The organism is Phenylobacterium sp. (genome assembly GCF_024508875.1).
Taxonomy (GTDB): domain Bacteria; phylum Pseudomonadota; class Alphaproteobacteria; order Caulobacterales; family Caulobacteraceae; genus Phenylobacterium.
Genome location: NZ_JANINU010000331.1, coordinates 1 through 18,538, shown reverse-complemented (window position 1 = coordinate 18,538; position 18,538 = coordinate 1). Strand labels below are relative to the sequence as shown.

General features: G+C 70.7%; 18 protein-coding genes. 1 reads left to right on the top strand and 17 read right to left on the bottom strand.

Translation table 11 applies throughout. The features are described 5' to 3' along the window. Positions 1 to 875 (top strand): HAMP domain-containing sensor histidine kinase (locus Q0L11_RS21840; protein ID WP_296600108.1); only part of this gene is annotated, 875 nt, incomplete at its 5' end. Here Q0L11_RS21840 and Q0L11_RS21835 read toward each other — a convergent pair. The 17 genes from Q0L11_RS21835 to Q0L11_RS21755 all read right to left on the bottom strand — a co-directional run bounded on the left by Q0L11_RS21835 (position 819) and on the right by Q0L11_RS21755 (position 18,522). Beyond that, positions 819 to 1,322, bottom strand: coding sequence for a periplasmic heavy metal sensor (locus Q0L11_RS21835; RefSeq protein ID WP_296600107.1), 504 nt, complete (start codon positions 1,320 to 1,322; stop codon positions 819 to 821). The two genes, Q0L11_RS21840 and Q0L11_RS21835, sit on opposite strands and share 57 nt — an antisense overlap. Beyond that, positions 1,322 to 1,741 carry a hypothetical protein gene (locus tag Q0L11_RS21830; RefSeq protein WP_296600105.1) on the bottom strand — a complete coding sequence of 140 codons (420 nt, stop codon included), beginning with the start codon at positions 1,739 to 1,741 and terminating at the stop codon, positions 1,322 to 1,324. Before Q0L11_RS21830 ends, Q0L11_RS21835 begins: the two co-directional genes overlap by 1 nt. A 7-nt stretch (positions 1,742 to 1,748) precedes the next feature. Continuing rightward, entirely contained in the window at positions 1,749 to 2,291 is a 543-nt protein-coding gene (locus Q0L11_RS21825) for an RNA polymerase sigma factor (protein WP_296600104.1), read from the bottom strand. Between the two features lie 26 nt (positions 2,292 to 2,317). Further along, the gene (locus Q0L11_RS21820; RefSeq protein WP_296600102.1) at positions 2,318 to 2,770 is read right to left on the bottom strand and encodes an EF-hand domain-containing protein; all 453 of its coding nucleotides are present in this window, start codon (positions 2,768 to 2,770) and stop codon (positions 2,318 to 2,320) included. A gap of 63 nt (positions 2,771 to 2,833) precedes the next feature. After that, complete coding sequence (locus tag Q0L11_RS21815; protein ID WP_296600100.1) at positions 2,834 to 5,731, bottom strand: bifunctional [glutamine synthetase] adenylyltransferase/[glutamine synthetase]-adenylyl-L-tyrosine phosphorylase; 2,898 nt, start codon at positions 5,729 to 5,731, stop codon at positions 2,834 to 2,836. Beyond that, positions 5,732 to 7,132 (bottom strand): HAMP domain-containing sensor histidine kinase, encoded by a 1,401-nt coding sequence (locus Q0L11_RS21810; protein ID WP_296600110.1) that lies wholly within the window; start codon positions 7,130 to 7,132, stop codon positions 5,732 to 5,734. Between the two features lie 18 nt (positions 7,133 to 7,150). Further along, a complete protein-coding gene (locus Q0L11_RS21805) occupies positions 7,151 to 7,822 on the bottom strand; it encodes a response regulator transcription factor (RefSeq protein ID WP_296600098.1) in 672 nt (223 codons plus the stop codon). Positions 7,823 to 7,852: 30 nt separating this feature from the next. Continuing rightward, positions 7,853 to 9,430, bottom strand: a complete 1,578-nt coding sequence (locus Q0L11_RS21800; protein ID WP_296600096.1) for a Do family serine endopeptidase — start codon at positions 9,428 to 9,430, stop codon at positions 7,853 to 7,855. A gap of 146 nt (positions 9,431 to 9,576) precedes the next feature. After that, complete coding sequence (locus Q0L11_RS21795) at positions 9,577 to 10,029, bottom strand: cytochrome c-type biogenesis protein (RefSeq protein ID WP_296600094.1); 453 nt, start codon at positions 10,027 to 10,029, stop codon at positions 9,577 to 9,579. Beyond that, on the bottom strand, positions 10,026 to 11,990 hold the full coding sequence (locus Q0L11_RS21790) for a heme lyase CcmF/NrfE family subunit (RefSeq protein WP_296600093.1): 1,965 nt from the start codon (positions 11,988 to 11,990) through the stop codon (positions 10,026 to 10,028). The genes Q0L11_RS21795 and Q0L11_RS21790 overlap by 4 nt, the downstream gene beginning before the upstream one ends. Then, positions 11,987 to 12,496, bottom strand: coding sequence for a cytochrome c maturation protein CcmE (gene ccmE / locus Q0L11_RS21785; RefSeq protein ID WP_296600091.1), 510 nt, complete (start codon positions 12,494 to 12,496; stop codon positions 11,987 to 11,989). Before ccmE ends, Q0L11_RS21790 begins: the two co-directional genes overlap by 4 nt. Beyond that, positions 12,493 to 13,575, bottom strand: coding sequence for a c-type cytochrome biogenesis protein CcmI (ccmI, locus tag Q0L11_RS21780; protein WP_296600089.1), 1,083 nt, complete (start codon positions 13,573 to 13,575; stop codon positions 12,493 to 12,495). The genes ccmE and ccmI overlap by 4 nt, the downstream gene beginning before the upstream one ends. Before the next feature lie 45 nt (positions 13,576 to 13,620). Then, positions 13,621 to 14,994, bottom strand: coding sequence for a hypothetical protein (locus tag Q0L11_RS21775; RefSeq protein ID WP_296600087.1), 1,374 nt, complete (start codon positions 14,992 to 14,994; stop codon positions 13,621 to 13,623). Positions 14,995 to 15,076: 82 nt separating this feature from the next. Then, positions 15,077 to 16,468 carry an ATP-binding protein gene (locus tag Q0L11_RS21770; protein ID WP_296600084.1) on the bottom strand — a complete coding sequence of 464 codons (1,392 nt, stop codon included), beginning with the start codon at positions 16,466 to 16,468 and terminating at the stop codon, positions 15,077 to 15,079. 7 nt (positions 16,469 to 16,475) lie between these two features. Continuing rightward, entirely contained in the window at positions 16,476 to 17,168 is a 693-nt protein-coding gene (locus Q0L11_RS21765; protein ID WP_296600083.1) for a response regulator transcription factor, read from the bottom strand. A gap of 34 nt (positions 17,169 to 17,202) precedes the next feature. Then, on the bottom strand, positions 17,203 to 17,511 hold the full coding sequence (locus Q0L11_RS21760) for a hypothetical protein (RefSeq protein WP_296600082.1): 309 nt from the start codon (positions 17,509 to 17,511) through the stop codon (positions 17,203 to 17,205). A 63-nt stretch (positions 17,512 to 17,574) separates the two neighbouring features. Beyond that, positions 17,575 to 18,522 (bottom strand): DnaJ C-terminal domain-containing protein, encoded by a 948-nt coding sequence (locus Q0L11_RS21755; protein WP_296600109.1) that lies wholly within the window; start codon positions 18,520 to 18,522, stop codon positions 17,575 to 17,577. Between the last annotated feature and the right edge of the window lie 16 nt (positions 18,523 to 18,538).

The following is an 18,538-nucleotide window of genomic DNA, read 5'->3' as shown; positions in this document are numbered from 1 at the left end:
AGACCCAGGAGGAGGCCCGCCGGATCAAGGAGGAGGAGCTCCGCCGCGCGGTCATGAACCTGGAGCAGAGCCAGGAGCAACTCTCGGAACTGGCCCGAAAGTACGAGGCCGAGAAGATCCGCGCCGAGGGCGCCAGCCAGGCCAAGAGCGAATTCCTGGCCAACATGAGCCACGAGTTGCGCACGCCGCTGAACGCCATCAACGGCTTCTCCGAGATCATGTCGGGCGAGATGTACGGCCCGCTCGGCGACGCCCGCTACCGCGACTACGCCCGCGACATCCTGAGTTCGGGCCAGCATCTGCTCGCCCTCATCAACGACATCCTCGACATGTCCAAGATCGAGGCCGGCAAGATGACCCTGCGCTTCGAGCCTGTCTGCCTCGAGGAGATCGCCGAGGACGCCCTGCGCCTGGTCCGCAACCGCGCCGAGTCGGCGGGCCTCAACCTGATCCTGGACTTCGTCGACCTGCCCGACGTGGAGGCCGACCATCGCGCCGTCAAGCAGGTGCTGCTGAACCTGCTTTCCAACGCCATCAAGTTCACCCCGCGCGGCGGCCGCGTGACCGTGCGCGGCGAGCGGCACGACGACCCGCTGGGCGAGCGTGTTCGGATCAGCGTGCAGGACACCGGCATCGGCATCTCGCCTCAGGACTTGGAGCGTCTGGCGCGGCCGTTCGAGCAGGTCGAGAGCCAGCATTCCAAGACCACCCAGGGCACCGGCCTCGGCCTGGCGCTCACCAAGTCCTTGGTCGAGATGCACGGCGGCCTGCTCGACCTGAAAAGCGCGCCCGGCCAGGGCACCGTCGCCAGCTTCGCCCTACCGGTCCGGCAGAGCCTGCCCGCCGGGGTCCCCGGGGCCGCCGCCGCGGCCTAGGCGCGGCCGGGCCAGCGCCTGGCCGAACGCCGCCCGCTCGTCGTGCGGCAGCGTCCCGGCGAAGGTGACGACCCGCCGGTCCATGGCCACCCGGACCTCGTGCTCCAGGGCCCGGGCCCGCTCCAGGTCGGCCATCGAAGTCTGCGGGTCGAACGGCTCGGCCCCCAGGCCCAGCATGGCCTCCCGCGCCAGCCGCCGCGCCTCCCGCGTCTTCGGCCCGTAGGTCGCGGCGAAGGCGGGGTTCTGGTCGCGCCAGGCCTGGCGATGCTCCGGCGGCAGCGCGCGGACCGCGGCCACCAGCGGGTTCCGCTGGGCCGCCGCCGCCATCATCCGCTCGCCCGGCGGCGCCTTGGCCTTCTCCAGTTGGGCGCCCACGAAGGCGCCCCCGATGAAGACGTTGAGCGCCAGCGAGGCGAACAGCGCGCCGAGCAGGATGGGACGAGCCATCATGCCTCCTCGTCGAGATAGAGGCCGAGGTCGTCGTCGCCGACGACCGCGACCAGTGCGTCCGCATCTGACGCAGAGGGCTGCGACGATGCCCCATGCAGTTGCGCCCCCACCAGAACGCCTGCGGCGCAGGCCGCCGCCAGGCCTGCGCCCATGCCGCCAGGTATGAGCCATCCCGCCCAACGGGGCCGGGATCGCGGCGCGCCCACGAGGATACGGCCGGCGAGGTCCGCCGACGCCTGCGGCGGAACGAAGGCGTCGAGCAGGACGTCGAGGTCGTCGGCGCGGGCAAGCACCTCGCCGGCCCACGCAGGCTTCTCCGCCATCAGCGCCGCGGCGGCCTCGCGCGCGGCTGCGGGCCAACGGGTCACGTCACCGCCATAGGCCTCGGCCAGGGTCTCGAAACGCTCGGGAGTCATGCCGTCCTCAAGCCTCCTTCAAGTCGATCAGCGCAGCCCGCAGCGCACGCCGGCCTCGGCCCAGCAGGCTCTCCAGAGCTTCGACGCTCACGCCCATCACGGCCGCGGCCTCGATGTTGCCCAGCTCCTGGTAGTGGCAGAGCACGATCGCCTCGCGCTGGCGATCCGGCAGCGCCTGCAAAGCCGCGTTCACGCGTCGAGCGGCGTCCAGCGCCTGGAGGCCGCGGTCCGGTCCCGGCCCCTCGTCCGCCTGCTCGGGCGGCTCGGCGTAGGCCAGCTCGCGCCGCCGGCGCAGCCGGTCGTAGCAAAGGTTCAACGCCACCCGGTGCAGCCAGGTGTCGAACCGCGCCTCGCCGGGCCGCCACTTCGGCGCCTGCTTCCAGACGCGCAGGAACGCTTCCTGCGCCACGTCCTCGGCCTCCTGAGCATCGCCCAGCATCCGTCCGGCCAGCGACAAGAGGCGAGGCAGCTTGCGGCCCACGACGGCGCGCGCCGCGGCCGGATCGCCCGACGCGACGCGCGACAAGAGCTCCTCGTCGGAATCTCCCAAGCCAGACCTCGCCTAGGACGACGGGACTATTCCGCGCCTGCGCCGCCACGCCGCTGCCGCATCATGAGCAACTCCTCCTTCGAGAGCCACCCGTCCTTGTTGGTGTCCGCCATCTGGAAGCGCCGATCCCCCGTCGCCGCCAGCTCGGCCTTGGTGACCGCGCCGTCCCCGTTGGCGTCCGCGCGCATGATCATGCCGCCAAAGCCGTGCCCGCCCCTGCCGCGCCGGCCTGCGCCCCGGCCACGCTCCGGCGCGGCGTCGGCCTCGTCCTTGCTGATCTTGCCGTCCTTGTTCGTATCGAGCCGGGCGAACAGGTGTTCCTGCCGTTGGCCGCTCATGGCCTTGAACTCGGCCAGGGTCACCTTGCCGTCGTTGTTGGTGTCGGGATTTGGCCGTTCGTGCCGGCCGGGTCCGGGCTGGGCCTGGGCGGCGGTGGCCAGGAGCGCGGCCGCGGCCGTGACGATAAGAATGCGGTTCATGTGTCCTCGGGACTATGCGTGTCGCCCCCGTCTCTTCCACGCCGTCCGGGGCGGGCTCCGTCGCTAGCCCCGCACCAATTCGAGATAGCCCCGCCGCGCGCCCGCCTGCGCCGCCTCCAGCCGCGTGCGGAGCGCCTTGAGCGTCTTCACCCCGCCGGCGCGCGCCAGCAGGGCCTGGAAGGCCTTCGGCTCCTGCGCAGGGTCGGGATTGTCGTCGAGGGCGACCTTCAGGAGCTGCGTCAGGTCCTGCTGCAGGCGCCATGCCTCGCCGAGCGCCGCGAGCGGATCGGGCGCGGCCAGGCCCGCCGCGCCCAGCCGGTCCAGGGCGCTCGCGGTATTGGGCGAAAGCGGCCCGCCCTCCGCGGCGTGGACGAGTTGCAGGAACTGGACGGCGAACTCGATGTCCACCAAGCCGCCAGGCGACAGCTTCAGGTCCCAGTCGCTCTTCGGCGGCCGCTCGCGTTCCAGCAGTTCGCGCATCTCGCGCACGTCCCGCGCGGTGCGCTTCGCGTCGCGTGGGCGGCGCAGCGCCGTCTCGATGGCGGCCTGGGCGTCGGTCGCGAAGGACTCCGACGTCGCCCAGACGACCCGGGCGCGGGTCAGGGCCAGCAATTCCCACGTTTCGGCCTCGCCCTCGTAGTAATGTCCGAACGCAGCGAAGCTTACGGCCACCGGTCCCTTGGTCCCCGACGGGCGCAGCTGCATGTCCACCTCATAGAGCTGCCCCTCGGTCGTCGGGCTGGAGAGCGCTGCGATCAGTCTCTGCGTGAACCGCCCGTAGAACGCCGATGCGTCCCAGCCCTTGAGTTCCGACATTCCGGCCGGGTCGTCGGCCCGGTAGAGCGTCATCAGGTCGAGATCCGACGTCGCGCTCATCTCCCGCGAGCCGCACTTGCCGAGGGCCACCACGGCCACCTCGCCCGGGAAGGCGCCGCCCATCCGCACGGCTTCGGCGAGGGCGGCCGGCGCCAGGCATTCGATGCAGACGTCGGCGAGGTCGGCGAAGGCGCGGCCGGCGACCTCGGCGGAAGCCGCCCCGCTCATCACCTGGACGCCAACGCGGAACGCCTGCTCCCGGTGCTGGCGGCGCACCACGTCCATGGCGGCCTCGAAGCCCTCCGCGCGTCCGACCGCCCGACGCATGTCGGCGCGCTCGACCGCGATGTCGATGGGCTCGAAGAAGTCCGGATCCAGCATGGCGTCGATGGCGGCCGGGCGCCGGGAGAGGGTGGCCGCCAGACGGGGCGCGAAGGCCAGGACCTGGACCACCAGCTCGAAAAGCTTGGGTTGCGCCAGGAACAGCGACTGAAGCTGCACGCCGGTGGAAAGCCCGCCGAAGAAGTCGCAAAACCGGTTGAAGGCCACATCGGGCGCGCCGGTCGCATGGGCCGCCTCCAGGAGCCGGGGCGCCAGGCGGGTGAAGAGCTCGCGGCCACGCTCCGTGCGCGTGGCCGCCACATGCCCATGGTGCCACGAGCGGATCGTCTGCGAAACGCGGGCCGGGTTCGAGAAGCCCATGCGGCCGATGGTGGCCAACGTCTCCGGATCGTCATCCACCCCGGTGAACACCAGGCTGCCGAAGCGCGAGGAGAGCTGCTCCTCCTCGGCGAACAGCTCGCCATAGCGGGCGTTCACGGTCTTGAGCGTGCGGGTGATCTCGGCGTCGAAACTGCGCAGCGGCGCATCCCCGGAGAGCGCCGCTACGCGCTTCCGGTCGGCGTCGGACTCGGGAAGCTTGTGGGTCTGCTCGTCCTCCAGCATCTGGATGCGATGCTCGACCGCGCGCAGGCGGCGGTAGGCGTCCGTCAGCTCGGCGGCGGCGGCCCGGGTCACGTGGCCGGCGTCGGCCAGCGCCTGGAGCGCGTCCAGGGTCCGGTTGCTGCGCAGCTCGGGATGGCGGCCTCCCAGGATCAACTGCTGGGTCTGCACGTAGAACTCGATCTCGCGGATGCCGCCGCGCCCCAGCTTGAGATCAACGCCTTTGGCCGAGACCCGCTCGTCCACCTTGTGGGCGTGGATCTGGCGCTTGATCGAATGGATGTCGGCGATCGCGGCGAAGTCGAGGTTCTTGCGCCAGATGTAGGGGATCAGCTCGCCCAGGAATGCGCCGGCCGCGACCTTGTCGCCCGCGCAGGGACGCGCCTTGATGAACGCCGCCCGCTCCCAGTTCTGGCCGACGCTCTCGTAGTAGTCGAGCGCCGCCGGCACCGGCACCGCCGGTGGCGTCGAGGAGGGGTCGGGCCGCAGCCGCAGGTCCATCCGGAAGACGTAGCCGTCGGGCGTCTTGGCCTGCATGAGGTCCGACACGCGGTGGGTCAGGCGGACCGCGAACGCCTGGGTTTCGTGCCCGTCGGCCAGCACCTCAGCCAACGTCTCGGGCTCGAAGAAGACAGAGACGTCGATGTCGCTGGAGTAGTTCAGCTCGAAGGCGCCCTGCTTGCCCATGGCCACACAGAACCAGCCAGGCACCGGTCCGCGCTCGCCATTGCCGAGCCGAAGCAGGCGTCCGGAGTCGAGCTCCCCCCGCGCCGCCGACCAGAGCGAGGCGGTCACCGCCGCGTCGGCGAAGCGGGTCAGGGCGCCGGTGACCTGGTCCAGCGCCCACACGCCACCGAGATCGGCGAGCGCGGTGAGCAGGTGCAGCTCCTGCTTCAGCAGCCGCAGAGGGGACTGCGCCGCCTCGGGCAGGAGGTCGGCCACGGCCTGCGTGCGATGCAGGATATCCGCCAGCCTGACTTCCGGATCGTCCGCGAGCAGGGCTGCGAGACGGCTGGGATCGCGCCGCGCCAGCCCGGCCAGATAGGGCGAGGCGCCGAACACCGGCGCCAGCGCGGGCCAGGCGCGCTCGAGCTCCGGCGTCCAGGCGCGGTCGGCGATGATGTCGCGCGCCCGCTCGGCCGCCCTGGCGTCCAGCACCGGACCGCAGGGCTTGAGCCCATCGGCGAGGATCACGCGCGCCATCTAGGCCCTCGGCAGGATGAAGGCGACGCGCAGGCCCGGGCCCATCTCGCCGACCTTGCCAGGACCTTCCGACAGCTCCAGGCGCCCTCCATGCGCCTCGGCCACCGCCGCCACCAGCGAGAGCCCGAGCCCGGCGCCGGGCTCGTTGCGGCTGTTCTCCAACCGCACGAAGCGCTGGATGACGCGCTCGCGGTCCTCGTCCGGCACGCCAGGACCGGTGTCGGTCACCGAGAACTCCACCTCTCCCGAGGAGCGGCGGCGGACCCGCAGCATGATCGCCCCGCCCGCCGGGGTGTACTTCACCGCGTTGTCGAGGATGTTGGCCAGCGCCTGCGCCAGGAATTCGCGGTTGCCCCGGACCGTCAGGTCCTTGGCGATTTCCGACGCGTACTCGATGTCCTTCTCCTCGCAGAACGGCTCGTAGAGCTCGCTGATGTCGGCCGCCAGATCGGCCGGGTCGAAGAGGGTCGGATTGGGGGCCTGGCCGGCGGCCTGCAGGCGGGCGATCGAGAGCACCGCCCCGAAGGTCTTCAGCACGCCGTCCGTGTCGTCGAGCGCCTGGGCCAGCGCCTCGGTCGCGTCGCCCTTTCCAGCCTCCACGTCGATGTAGGCGGTCTCCAGGCGCGCACGCAGGCGGGTAAGCGGCGAGCGCAGGTCGTGGGCGATGGCGTCGCCGGCGTGCTTGTGGCCCTGCATGGAGCGCTCCAGGCGGTCCAGCATCTCGTTGACGCCCTGGGCCAGTTCGTCGAACTCGTCGCGCGCGCCGCGCACCCTCGCGCGCACGCCCTGCTCGCCGTTGCGCACGCGCTCCACGACGCTGATCAGGTCGACCATGGTGCGGGACACGTTGCGGCTGACCAGCAGGCCGCCGGCAAGGCCCAGCAGCACCACCAAAGCCACCGAAGCCCAGAGCGCCCGCACCACGCGCGCCACGTAGGCCTCGTCCTCGCCGGCGTCGGCGCCGACGAACAGGATCTCACCGCCGTGCAGTTGCTGCTGCAGGCCGCGGGCTGGGTGCTTCACCTCCCGCCCCTCGGCGTCCATGTCGGTCACCTGGAATGTCGCCCAGGCCGGCTGGCCGGCGAAGTCCTCGACCGGGCTCTCCTCGATCGAGCCCGAGATGCGGCGGCCGTCCTTGGTGAGCAGCAGATAGAGGAACGGCTTTTCGCTGGCCGCCCGCTGGATCAGCGACTGGTTCACCGCGTCGATGCCCGCGCGGTCGTAGACGTCGACCAGCGAGCGCATTTCGCGCCGGATCTCCTGATCGGTGCGCCGCGTCGCCTCGCCGGCGGTGGCGACGTAGATGTAGGCCAGGAACGCGAAGGCCGCGCTGGCGAACAGCAGCACGAACAGCAAGGTCAGCCGGAACGGCGCCGTTCGGAAGATGCGCGGCATGCGCACGGCCACGCGCCGCGCCCCTTAAGCGTCGAGCCGGTAGCCCGCGCCACGCACGGTCTGCAGCATCGGACGATCGAAGCCCTTGTCGATCTTCGACCGCAGGCGGGAGATGTGCACGTCGATCACGTTGGTCTGCGGATCGAAGTGATAGTGCCAGACCTTCTCCAGCAGCATGGTGCGCGTCACCGACTGGCCGGCGTGGCGCATCATGAATTCCAGCAGCTGGAACTCGCGCGGCTGAAGGTCGATCTCCTTGCCCTGGCGATGAACCGTGCGGGCGATGAGGTCCATCTCCAGCTCGCCCACCTTGAGCAGGGTCTGCACCGAGCCCGTGTCGCGGCGGCGGGCCAGCGCCTCGATCCGGGCGATCAGCTCGGGGAAGGCATAGGGCTTGACCAGGTAGTCGTCGCCGCCCGCCTGCAGGCCATCGACGCGATCGCTCACCTCGCCCAGGGCCGAGAGGAACAGGACCGGCGTGCGATCTCCCTCCCGGCGCAGGGCCTCGACCAACTGCACGCCGTTCATCTTGGGCATCATGCGGTCGACGACCATGACGTCGAACTCGCCGTCGCGGGCGTGGGCGAGGCCGGCCTCGCCGTCGGCTCCGTGCGTGCAGTCGTGGCCAGCCTCGGTGAGGCCCTTCGCCATCGCTTCGGCCGCCTCGAGGTCGTCCTCGACGATCAGGATCCGCATCTGATTCCCATCCCCATCAGGTCTGGGAAACTAGCCCGAAATCTTGATCGGCAGGAAGGCGGTCCGGCCGTTCCGGTAGACGCCGACCAGGACGCTGGTGCGACCGGCCTTCTTGGCCGCCTCGACGATCGAGGCGAAGTCGCCCGGCTGGGCGACGGCCCGGCCATTCGCGAGGGTGATGACGTCCCCGCGGCGCAGCCCCTTGGAGCCGGCGTCCGACGACTGGTCGACATTGTCCACCACCGCCCCGCGCACCTCGGCCGGCAGGTTCAGCCGGTTGCGCGCCGGCTCGTCCAATGGGCTCAGCGACATGCCGAGCACCGGGGCCTGGCCGGCCGGCGGTGCTCCGGGCGCGCCCGGGCGGCCCGGACCGGAGCCGTTGTCGTTGGCCGCGAGCTCGCGTTCCGAGGGGCGCGTGCCGGAGCGCACGTTCACCTGCTGGCGCTTGCCGTCGCGGATGATGTCCAGCTTCAGGGTCTCGCCGGCCCGGACGCGCGCCACCTGACGGGTCAGGTCGGAAGAGCTCTTCACCGCCACGCCGTTCACGCCGGTGACGACGTCGCCGATCTGGACGCCGGCCCGCTGCGACGGGCCGCCTGGCGACAGGTCGGCCACGATGGCGCCCTTCTGGCCGTCCAGGCCCTGGGCCTCGGCCATCTCAGTGGTGAAGTTCTGGATCGTGGCGCCGATGTAGCCGCGCTCGATCTTGCCGCCGTTTATCAGTTGCTTGGTGACGCTGTCGGCGACCTCCGCGGGGATGGCGAAGCCGATGCCCACCGAGCCGCCCGACGGCGAGAAGATCGCCGTGTTCACGCCGATCACCCGGCCATAGACGTCGAAGGTCGGGCCGCCCGAGTTGCCCCGGTTGATGGGCGCGTCGATCTGGATGTAGTCGACGAAGGTCTCGCCGATGTCGCGGCCGTAGGCCGACACGATGCCGGCGGTCGCGGTGCCGCCCAGGCCGAACGGGTTGCCCACCGTGATGACCCAGTCGCCGACGCGCGGCTTGCCGGCGTTCTCGAAGTTCACGAACGGGTACGGGCCGCCGCGGCCCTTCACCTTGATCACCGCCAGGTCGGTGGCCTCGTCGCGGCCCACCACCTCGGCGTCGAGCTCGGTCTCGTCCTTCAGGACGACCTTGATGGTCTCGGCGTTCTCTACGACGTGGTTGTTGGTGACGATGTAGCCGTCGGCCGAGATGAAGAAGCCGGAGCCCGACGATTGCTGCGTCGGGAGGCGCGGCTGGCCCTTCTCGGTGCGACCACCCTGGTCGCTGCCGCCACCGTCGTTGTCGTCATCGCCGCCACCGCCGCGCGGGATCGGCAGTCCAAACGGCAGACCGGGGATCTGGCGCAGCGCGCTGGCGTCCACCCGGCTGGTGACGTTGATCGAGACGACCGCAGGCGAGACGCGGTCGAAGATGTCGGCGAACGACATCGGCGCGCCCGGGGGCGGCGCGAAGATCGGCGCGGTGGAGGCCTTGATCACGCCGCCCGTAAGCTGTGCATGCGCGGCGGGAAGCTGCATGCCTGCCCCCGCGACCGCGGCGGCCATGACGCCGGCGCCCGCGACGGCGCCCAGGAGATAACCGGTCTTCTTGGAAGTCATCAGCCTTCGTTTCCCTGCGCGCATCCTTGGACAAGCGGACCGCGCCCAAACAACCTAGGTCGGATGCACGGAAGTGCAACGATCGTTCAAGTTACGTTTAGGTCACCCTGCGCGCAGCTTCACGTCCAATCTTGGGCGCAAAGGTGTCAGGGTGTTTCGTCCTCGATCAGCCGCTGCACGCGCGCGGCCTCCGATGCATCCAATTCAGTCTCGGGCGCGCGGTTCCGCAGGCGCGCGAACAGCATCACGCCGCCGCCCAGCACCACGAGGAACGGCACGCCCCAGAGCGCCAGATTGCCGAGCGAAAAGCTGGGCTTCAGCAGCACGAACTCGCCATACCGGTCGATCAGGAACGCCTTGATGTCGGCGTCGCTCCGACCGACCTTTACCTGCTCGCGGACGATCTGGCGCAGGTCGCGGGCGAGGTCAGCCTCGCTGTCGTCGATCGATTCGTTCTGGCAGACGAGGCAGCGGACGTCCCGGAAGATCTCCCGCGCCCGAGCTTCCTGGGCCGGGTCTGGCAGCCGTTCGGCCGGGTCGGACGCCGCCGCCAGGCAGGCCACGCCGGCCAGGGCGGCGATGAGCGCCCGCAACCTCACGCCGCCGTCTCCCGGCGCCGTCCGACGCCCAGTCGAAGCCGCCGGTCCGACAGTGAGACCAGGCCGCCCAGGCCCATGATCACCGGCCCGACGAAGATCAGGCTGGCCCAGGGGTTCCAATAGGCCCGCACGAGATAGGTCCCGCCGTCGCGGCGTTCCCCCAAGACAAGGTAGATGTGGCTCAGGCCGCGATAGCAGATTCCGACTTCCGACGTGCTCTGGCCGCCGGTCGTGTAGAGGCGCCGCTCGGGCTGGACCTGGCAGACGCGCTCGCCCGCGCGGGTCACCGTGATCGTGCCGCGATCGGCGTCGTAGTTCGGGCCCGCCACCGGCACGACCGAGTCCAGGGTGAGATGGTAGGCGCCGACGTCCAGCCCGCCGCCCGTCGGCAGGGCCTCGGCGGCCTCGACCTTCCACGTTGTCTCGAAGACGGCGCCCAGCACGAACACCCCGAGTCCGAGGTGCGCGAGGGTCATCCCCCAGGCGCCGCGCGGCAGGCCGGTGAGTCGCCGCCAGGTTTCAGCCGCAGGAACGCGGAACGCGCGCGTGCGCTCGGCGATCTCGGCCAGCGCGCCGGCGATCAGCCAGCCGCCCAGGGCCACGCCCAGGACGCCGAACGCCTTCTTGGGGCTGACGATCGCCAGTGCGAGGAGCCCCGCGACCGCGGCGACGAGCAGTGCGATCCAGAGGCGTTGCACGACGCTCCGCGCGTCGCCCCGCTTCCAGGCCAGCAGCGGGCCCGCCGGCAGCAGGACCAGAAGCGCCACCATCAGCGGCGTGAAGGTGAGGTTGAAGTAGGGCGGGCCGACCGAGATCGCCTCTCCGTTCATGGCCTCGCGGATCAACGGATAGAGCGTGCCGAGCAGGACCGTGGCGGTCGCCGCCGCCAGCAAGATGTTGTTGAGCACAAGCGCGCTCTCACGGCTGACCGGCGCGAACATGCCGCCTTGGGCCAGCGTCGGCGCCCGCCAGGCGAAGAGCGCGAAGCCCAGCCCCGCCGTCACCGCCAGGATGATCAGCAGCAGCACGCCGCGGGTGGGATCGACCGCGAAGGCGTGGACCGAGGTCAGCACGCCCGAACGTACGAGGAAGGCGCCCAGCATGGAAAAGGTGAAGGCCGCCAGGGCCAGGAACACCGTCCAGCCGGCGAGGGCGCCCCGCTTCTCGGTCACGACGGCCGAATGCAGCAGGGCGGCGGCGATCAGCCAAGGCATGAAGCTGGCGTTCTCCACCGGGTCCCAGAACCACCAGCCGCCCCAGCCCAGTTCGTAGTAAGCCCAGAAGGCGCCTAGGGTGATACCGACGGTGAGCAGGCTCCACGCCGCCAGCGCCCACGGCCGCACCCAGCGCGACCAGGCCGCGTCGATGCGCCCTTCGATCAGGGCGGCGACGGCCAGCGAGAAGACCACCGACATGCCGACATAGCCAGCGTAGAGGAACGGCGGGTGCACCGCGAGCGCGGGGTCCTGCAGCAGCGGGTTCAGCGAGCGTCCCTCCACCGGCGGCGACGCCAGGCGGATCAGGGGATTCGAGGCGAAGACGGTGTAAGCGAGGAAGACCGTCCCCAGCAGACCCTGGGTGGCCACGGTAAGCGCGCGCAGGCCACGCGGCAGGTCCCGACCGAGCCCCGCGACCGCGGCGCCGAAGCCGGTGAGCGCCAGGCACCAGAGCAGCATCGAGCCTTCGTGGCTGCCCCACGTACCCGCGACCCGATAGAGCAGCGGCTTCTCCGTATGGGAGTTGGCGGCGACGTTCGCCACCGAGAAGTCCGACACCACGAACGCATGCATGAGGGCGGCGAAGGCCACGCCTACGGCAAGGAAGGCGCCCAGCGCCGCGCCTTCGCCCGCGCCGGCCAGGGTTGCGGAGCGGCGGACGCGGCCGACGACCGAGAGTGCGACCTGGGCGATGGACAACGCCAGCGCCAGCAACAGCGCGAAGGCGCCGGATTCGGCGATCATGTGCCCGACTGCGCCTTCCCATAGGGCTTGGCATCGTACGCCGGCGGCGGCGCGCCTTCTCCCCGCCATTCGCCCTGTTCCTTCAGGGCGTCGGCGACTTCCTTGGGCATGTAGGTCTCGTCATGCTTGGCCAGTACGCGCTTGGCCTCGAAGACGCCGTCACTGCGATAGTGGCCTTCCGCCACGATCCCCTGGCCCTCACGGAACAGGTCCGGCAGGTCGCCCTGGTAGTGGACCCGGTCGGCGGCGATCTTGTCCTGCACCGTGAACTCCACCCGACCGTCCGGATGCTTGACCACCGAGCCCGCCGCGACCAGCCCGCCCAATTGGATCGCCTGCCCAGGCGAGGGCTTGGCCGCCGCGGCCTGGGACGGGGTGTAGAACAGCGAAATGGAACTGCGCATGCCCCACAGCGTGAGGCCGACCGCGACGATCAGCACAGGCGCGATCACCGACAGCAGGAGAAGGCGCGTACGCGCCTTGCGGGATTTGGGGAGGAAACTCATCGCATCGGCTCCGTGCGCGCGGCCTCGTCCAGTTGCTGCGTCACCTGCGCGCGCTCGGCGTATCGGGCCCGGGCGCTGGCGTAGGCGGCGTCGCGTTTCGCAGTATCGCCCAGCACGGCATAGGCGCGCACCAGGCGCACCCAGCCGTCCGGATCGTCGGGGTTGGACTCTAGCCGCGTCGCGAGGCGCGCGACCATGCCCTGGATCATGGCGAGTTGCTGCGGATCGCCCGTAATGGGCGCCGCCTTGCCCTCGGCCTTGGCCAGCGCCTGCTCGACAGCGCCCCGCCGCTCGGCGTCGTCGGCCGGCAGGTCGGCCAGCAGCGACTTCAGGTCCGCCGCCGCCTCCGCCGACCGGCCGGCGTCGGCCTTGGCCGAGGCCAGGAAGTAGCGGGCGGTCGCGTTCTTCGGGTCCAGGGCCAGCAGCCGCGTGAAGGCGGCCTGGGCGTCGGCGTCGACCTTGCCCTGCGCCTCGAAGACCTCCGCTTCGCCCAGCAGTTGCCAGATGTCAGCGCGTTCGGGCGCGAGCTGGGCCGCCCGCCGCAGCGCACGCACCGCGGCGAACGGGTTCTGTGAGGCGCCTTCCGCCAGGCCCAGCAACCGGAAGCCTTCGGCCTCGTTCGGACGCGCCGCGGTGGCCTCGCGGAGCACAGCGGCGATCTCCGGCGCCGCCAGGGCGGAAAGGTCGGAGCCCCGCCACTTCGCCAGGCGTGCGGCGAAGGGCTGGTCGCCGAAGCCGGGCGAGCCCAGCGCGAGGTACAGGCCGAGCGCCAGGGCGGGAGCCGCGGTAACGGCCAACAGCACGGCGCGGCGCGCCTTCGGGTCGGCGCTCCAGGCCTGCTGCGGCGCGTCGGCGGCCGCCAGCAGACGACGCCCAGCCTCCGCATGGGCGGCCTTGCGCTCGGCCTCGCCCATGAGCCCGCGCTCGGCGAGCTCGTCGATCTCGGAAAGCTGGCGCTTGTAGAGGACGGGCGCAGGGTCGGCCGCCTCGGCCCGGGCGGCGGCGCCGGCGGCGCGGAACAGGATCAGGCCCGCCGCGGCGGCAGTAAGGACGCCGACCACAGCCCAGAAGACGAACATGCGGCGCGTGTAGCCGAAAGCGGCTGGGCGCGCGAGTGAGACTCTTTAGCCGTCGTGGTGGTTGGAGCTGTCGGGGTTAAGCACGGCGTGGGCCCGGCGCCGCACGATCTCGCCGGCCTTAGCGCCTCGCACCAGCGCGTCGAAGTCGGCCGCATGGCGCAGGAATGTCTCGGCGACGCCCCGGTCTTCGACCTCGTCGCTTCGGAGAAGGTCGACCACCTCGTCGACGTAGTGGTCCAGGTATTCGCCGAGCTTCTCGGTCATCTTGTTGCGGGCCGTGGAGAACCCGCCGTAGTTCGCCGCGCTGCGCAGTTCCTCGGAGAACGACAGCAGGGCCGTCGCGCTGTCCACCAGCCGCGTTTCGGGCGGATCGGTCAGGCGGGGAATCTGCCGCCGGACGCGCTGGTTGCGCGGGGCATACATGGGAAGGGCTTCGATGGCCGCCCGCTCGGCGTCGCGGAGCCGCGCCTCGACCAGCGCCGCCAGGCTGGTGCGCTGCTTCTGGATTCGCAATCCCCAGCCGGCGTCACGCTGCAGATCGATGCAGGTCTCGATCTCCATGATCTGCTGCACGATCAGCTCGACCGACTTGGCGGCGGCGCGGGCGGCCGGCGCGCCGGCGTCGCCCTTCAGGCCGCCGATTGTCGCCAGCGCAGCATCGATGTCGGCCAGCAGCCCCTCGCCGAAGCCGGACATCTCGGAATCGCGCAGATAGCGCTCGGTCGGCTTGTCCATCACCGCCGAGATGACCCGCAGCACCATCCACGGGTAGGCCATTTGCGCGGCCAGCATTTCGAAGAAGCGCGGGCCGGCGTCCTCGGCCACGGCGACCGCATCCTTGTAGGCGATGCGCGCGCCCGCGGCGGTCTCTCCGCCGGGGTGCGCCAGCCATTCCGGCAGCCGCTGCGCGGCCTTGCGCACCACCGGCGCGATGTCGAGGCAGGCAGCGAGCAGCTCGGCTCCGTCCTTGCGCGCGGCGTCGCACGCCTCGGCCGCGACCCGGAAAGCCTCGGTGTCGCGCACGCGTATCCCCGCCGCGATGGTGGCTGTGATCTGATCCTCGGCCACGGCGACCAGATGCGCCGGCGTGTCGTGCTCGGGCGCCTCGCGGACCTGGGCGATGGCGTCGATCTCGATGTTGCGCACGCCGCGCCACAGCAGTCCCAGCACGCGGGACGGGAAGGTCAGCCGGTGCGGGTCGTCGCCGGCGCCGACGCACATCGCGCCCACCGGCTGCAGGATCATGTTTCGCAGGGTGCGATCGTAGACCTCCACCTCGACCAGGCGCTTCACGCCGCCCAGCGCGCTCGTGTCCGATGTTTCCGCAAGAGCCTGGCGCAGGCCACCGACCACGCGGTCGGGCGCGGACTCCACGAGGGTGCGGACAATGGCGATCTTGCGCTCGGACAGCGCGGACATGGGTATCGGTTCCCCGGCGAAGCGCCGTTAGTCCGCGAAGATGGCTGCTCGCGGGTTAAGGCTTTACCAAGCCTCGGCTTTTTCAGGCTTCGGCGCGGGGCAGCTCCACCGCGACAGAAAGTCCGCCTAGCGTGGAATCAGCCAGCGTCAACGATCCCCGATAGGCGCGGGCCAGTTCGTCGATGATCGACAGGCCAAGGCCCGATCCCGGCGCGTTCTCGTCGAGGCGCGCCCCTCGGCGGATCACCTCCTCACGCCGGTCTGGCGGCAGCCCAGGGCCATCGTCCTCGACCGTCAGCCGCAGACGCTCGGGACCGGCGGCCACGGCGCGCACCCTGATCCGACGACGCCCGAACTTGCCGGCGTTCTCCATGGCGTTGCCGGCGATCTCCATGAAGTCCTGGCGCTCGCCCGCGAACCAGAGGTCGTCCGCCGCGTCCCAGTCGATCTCGATTCCCTTGTCGCCGAAGATGCGCTCGAGGGTGCGCGACAGCTCGTCCAGCACCTCGGCGACGGACGTGCGCTCACCCTGGCCTTGGCTTCGGGCCGCCGCGCGCGCCCGGCGCAGGTGGTGGTCAACCTGCTGCCGCATCACCTCGGCCTGCCGGGTGACGACGTCGGCGAGCGGTCCCGGCCGTTGGCTGCTCTCGGTGATCATGACCGAGATCGGAGTCTTCAAGGCGTGCGCCAGATTGCCGACGTGCGTGCGTTGCCGCTCGACGGTCTCCTGATTGTGAGCCACGAGGGCGTTCAGTTCGTCGGTCAGGGGAAGCAGTTCGGACGGATACGCGCCGGCGAGGCGCTCGGATTTGCCGCGACGCACCTCGGCGACCTCGTCCCCCAGGCGGAACAGCGGTTGCAGGCCCACCCGCACCTGCACGATGACCGCGACGATCAGGCCGACGCCGAGGATGGCGAAGGCGACGGCGGTCGTGGTGAAGAAGTTCCGCACGTCGCGGTCGATCGGCCGCCGATCTTCGGCGGCGATGAACACCAGCGGCGCGTCGCGACCCGGCAGACTGGTCCAGCGCGCCACGACGCGCAGCCGCTCGCCCGGCTGGACGCCGGGCGCGTTGAAGGCGATCGGCTTGCGGGGGTTGGCGCGCAGGCGTTCCGGCAGGTCGGTGGGGATCTGGAGCGAGGAGTCCCACAAGGAGCGCGAGGGCACCAAGCTTCGGACGCCACCGCTCGGCAGCGGCTCGGCGATGTCCCAATAGCGACCGGAATAGGCCCGCAGGGCGCGCTGGTCGGTCAGCGCGGGCGCGACCACCTCGGTCCCTTCGATGGTGGAGCCCGAGATCAGATTGTCGATCAGGTCAGAGAGGCCGGCGTCGAACCGGCGCAACGCCGCCTGCTGGAAGAGGAGCGCCAGCACGACCGCGGCGATCACCAAGGCGGCGAAACTCCACCCGACGGCCAGCAGAGCCAGCCGGCGGGCGAGCGATGGACGTGTGAGCCCCCCGGGGAGCCTCAAGGCCGTCTCACGACTGCGCAGCCTCCGCGTCGACCTCGTCGGCCGGACAGGTCAGCCGATAGCCGAGGCCGCGCACAGTCTCGATTCGGTCGGCGCCGATCTTCTTACGGACCCGGCCGATGAACACCTCGATGGTGTTCGAGTCGCGGTCGAAATCCTGGTCGTAGAGATGCTCGACCAGCTCGGTGCGGCTGATGACCCGACCCTGGTGCATCATCAGGTAGTGCAGCAGGCGGTACTCCAGCGACGTGAGTCGGAGCGGCTCGCCGTTGACGCTGGCGCGGGCCGCCCGCGGATCGAGCCGCAGTCCGCCGCAGGATAGGTTCGGTGTCGCGTGGCCGGCCGAGCGGCGCAGAAGAGCCCGCAGGCGCGCCAGCAATTCCTCGGTGTGGAACGGCTTGGTCAGGTAGTCGTCGGCGCCGGCGTCGAAGCCGGCCACCTTTTCGCTCCAGGCGCCACGGGCGGTGAGGATCAGGACCGGCGTCGTCATGTTCTCGCGCCGCCAGCGCTCCAGCACCGACACGCCGTCCACCTTGGGAAGCCCCAGGTCGAGGATGATGGCGTCATAGGGTTCGGTCTCACCCAGGAACTGGGCTTCCTCGCCGTCGGGGGCGTGATCGACCGCGTAGCCGGCGTCACCCAGCGCCAGCTTCAGTTGGCGCGACAGGTCCGGATCGTCTTCGACAAGCAGGATGCGCACGTAGAGCGTCCCTTCTTCCTGGAATTCAATGAGCTCAGCCGCCCTGGCGACTGATCACCTGGCCGGTTTCGGCGTCCACCACGAACACCACGACCCGACCGTTCTCCATCTGCCACTGGACGAAGTAGGCGGGCCGGCCGCCGGCGTCACCCATGGTGCTGTTGAGGTGGCGGCCGGGATAGCGTTGCGCAAGCATGCTCAAAACGCGCGACAGCGGCACTTGGCGCCCGGCCCGATCCTGGCCGCCGCCGGTCAGCACCATCATGCTGCGGTCGTGCGCCTCCGCAACGACCGGGGTCGTCATGGCCGCAGCGAGGACGGCGAGGGCGAAAATGCGTTTCATGCAACCTGTCTTACGCTCAGGCGACTGAACCCGGGCTGAACGCCGGGCTCAGGCTTCCTTAGCTCAAGCACGGCGCTTCGGCGAATAGGGCCGCTTGGCCTTCTGCTCCTCGGCGAATGCCTCCAGCGCCGGATCCGCGCCTTCCGGCAGGGTCACGACCAGGCGCGCGAACAGGTCGCCCCGATGTCCGCGCGTGTCGGACAGGCCCCGGCCTTTCAGACGCAGGCGTGCGCCGGTGTTCGAGCCCTTGGGCACGGTGATGTTGACCGGCCCGTCGGGCGTGGGCGCCTCCACCTTGCCGCCCAGCACCGCATCGTAGAGCGTCACCGGCAGGTCCATGACCAGCGCGTCGTCCTCGCGCCTATAGATGGGGTGCGGCTTGACGGCGATCTCGATGAACGCGTCGCCCGCGCCCGAGCGGCCGGGCGAACCCTGCCCCTTGAGCCGCAGTGTCTGGCCCGTCTGCGCGCCCTTCGGGATGGTGACGTCGATGGTGCGTCCGTCCGAGAACGCGATCCGCTGCTTGCCGCCCAGGATCGAGTCGACCAGGTCGATGTCCAGCTTCGCCCGCACGTCCGCGCCGCGCTGCGAGAAGCCGCCAAAGCCGCCGCCCATGCCGCCGTTTCGGCCGCCCCGGCCGCCGCCGAACATCTCGCCCAGGATATCGCCCAGATCGGCGCCCTCGAACGTCTCGCCGCGGAAGCCGCCGCCTCGCTGGCCGAAGCCGCCCTGCCCAGGGCCGCCTGGCCCCCAGGGCCCGCCGCCGAATCCGCCCGGCGCCGTCTCCCGCCCGTCGGCGTCGATCAGGCCGGCGTCGAACTTCTTGCGCTTCTCGGCGTCGCCCACGATGTCGAAGGCGGCGCTCACCTTCTTGAAGCGCTCCTCGGCAGCGGCGTTGCCGGGATTGGTGTCGGGGTGATTGGCCTTGGCGAGCTTGCGGAACGCCTTGCGGATCTCGTCCGCCGACGCCGTCCGGGAAACGCCCAGCTCCTGATAGGGGTCGCGCGCCAAGCTCGTCAGAATCCTC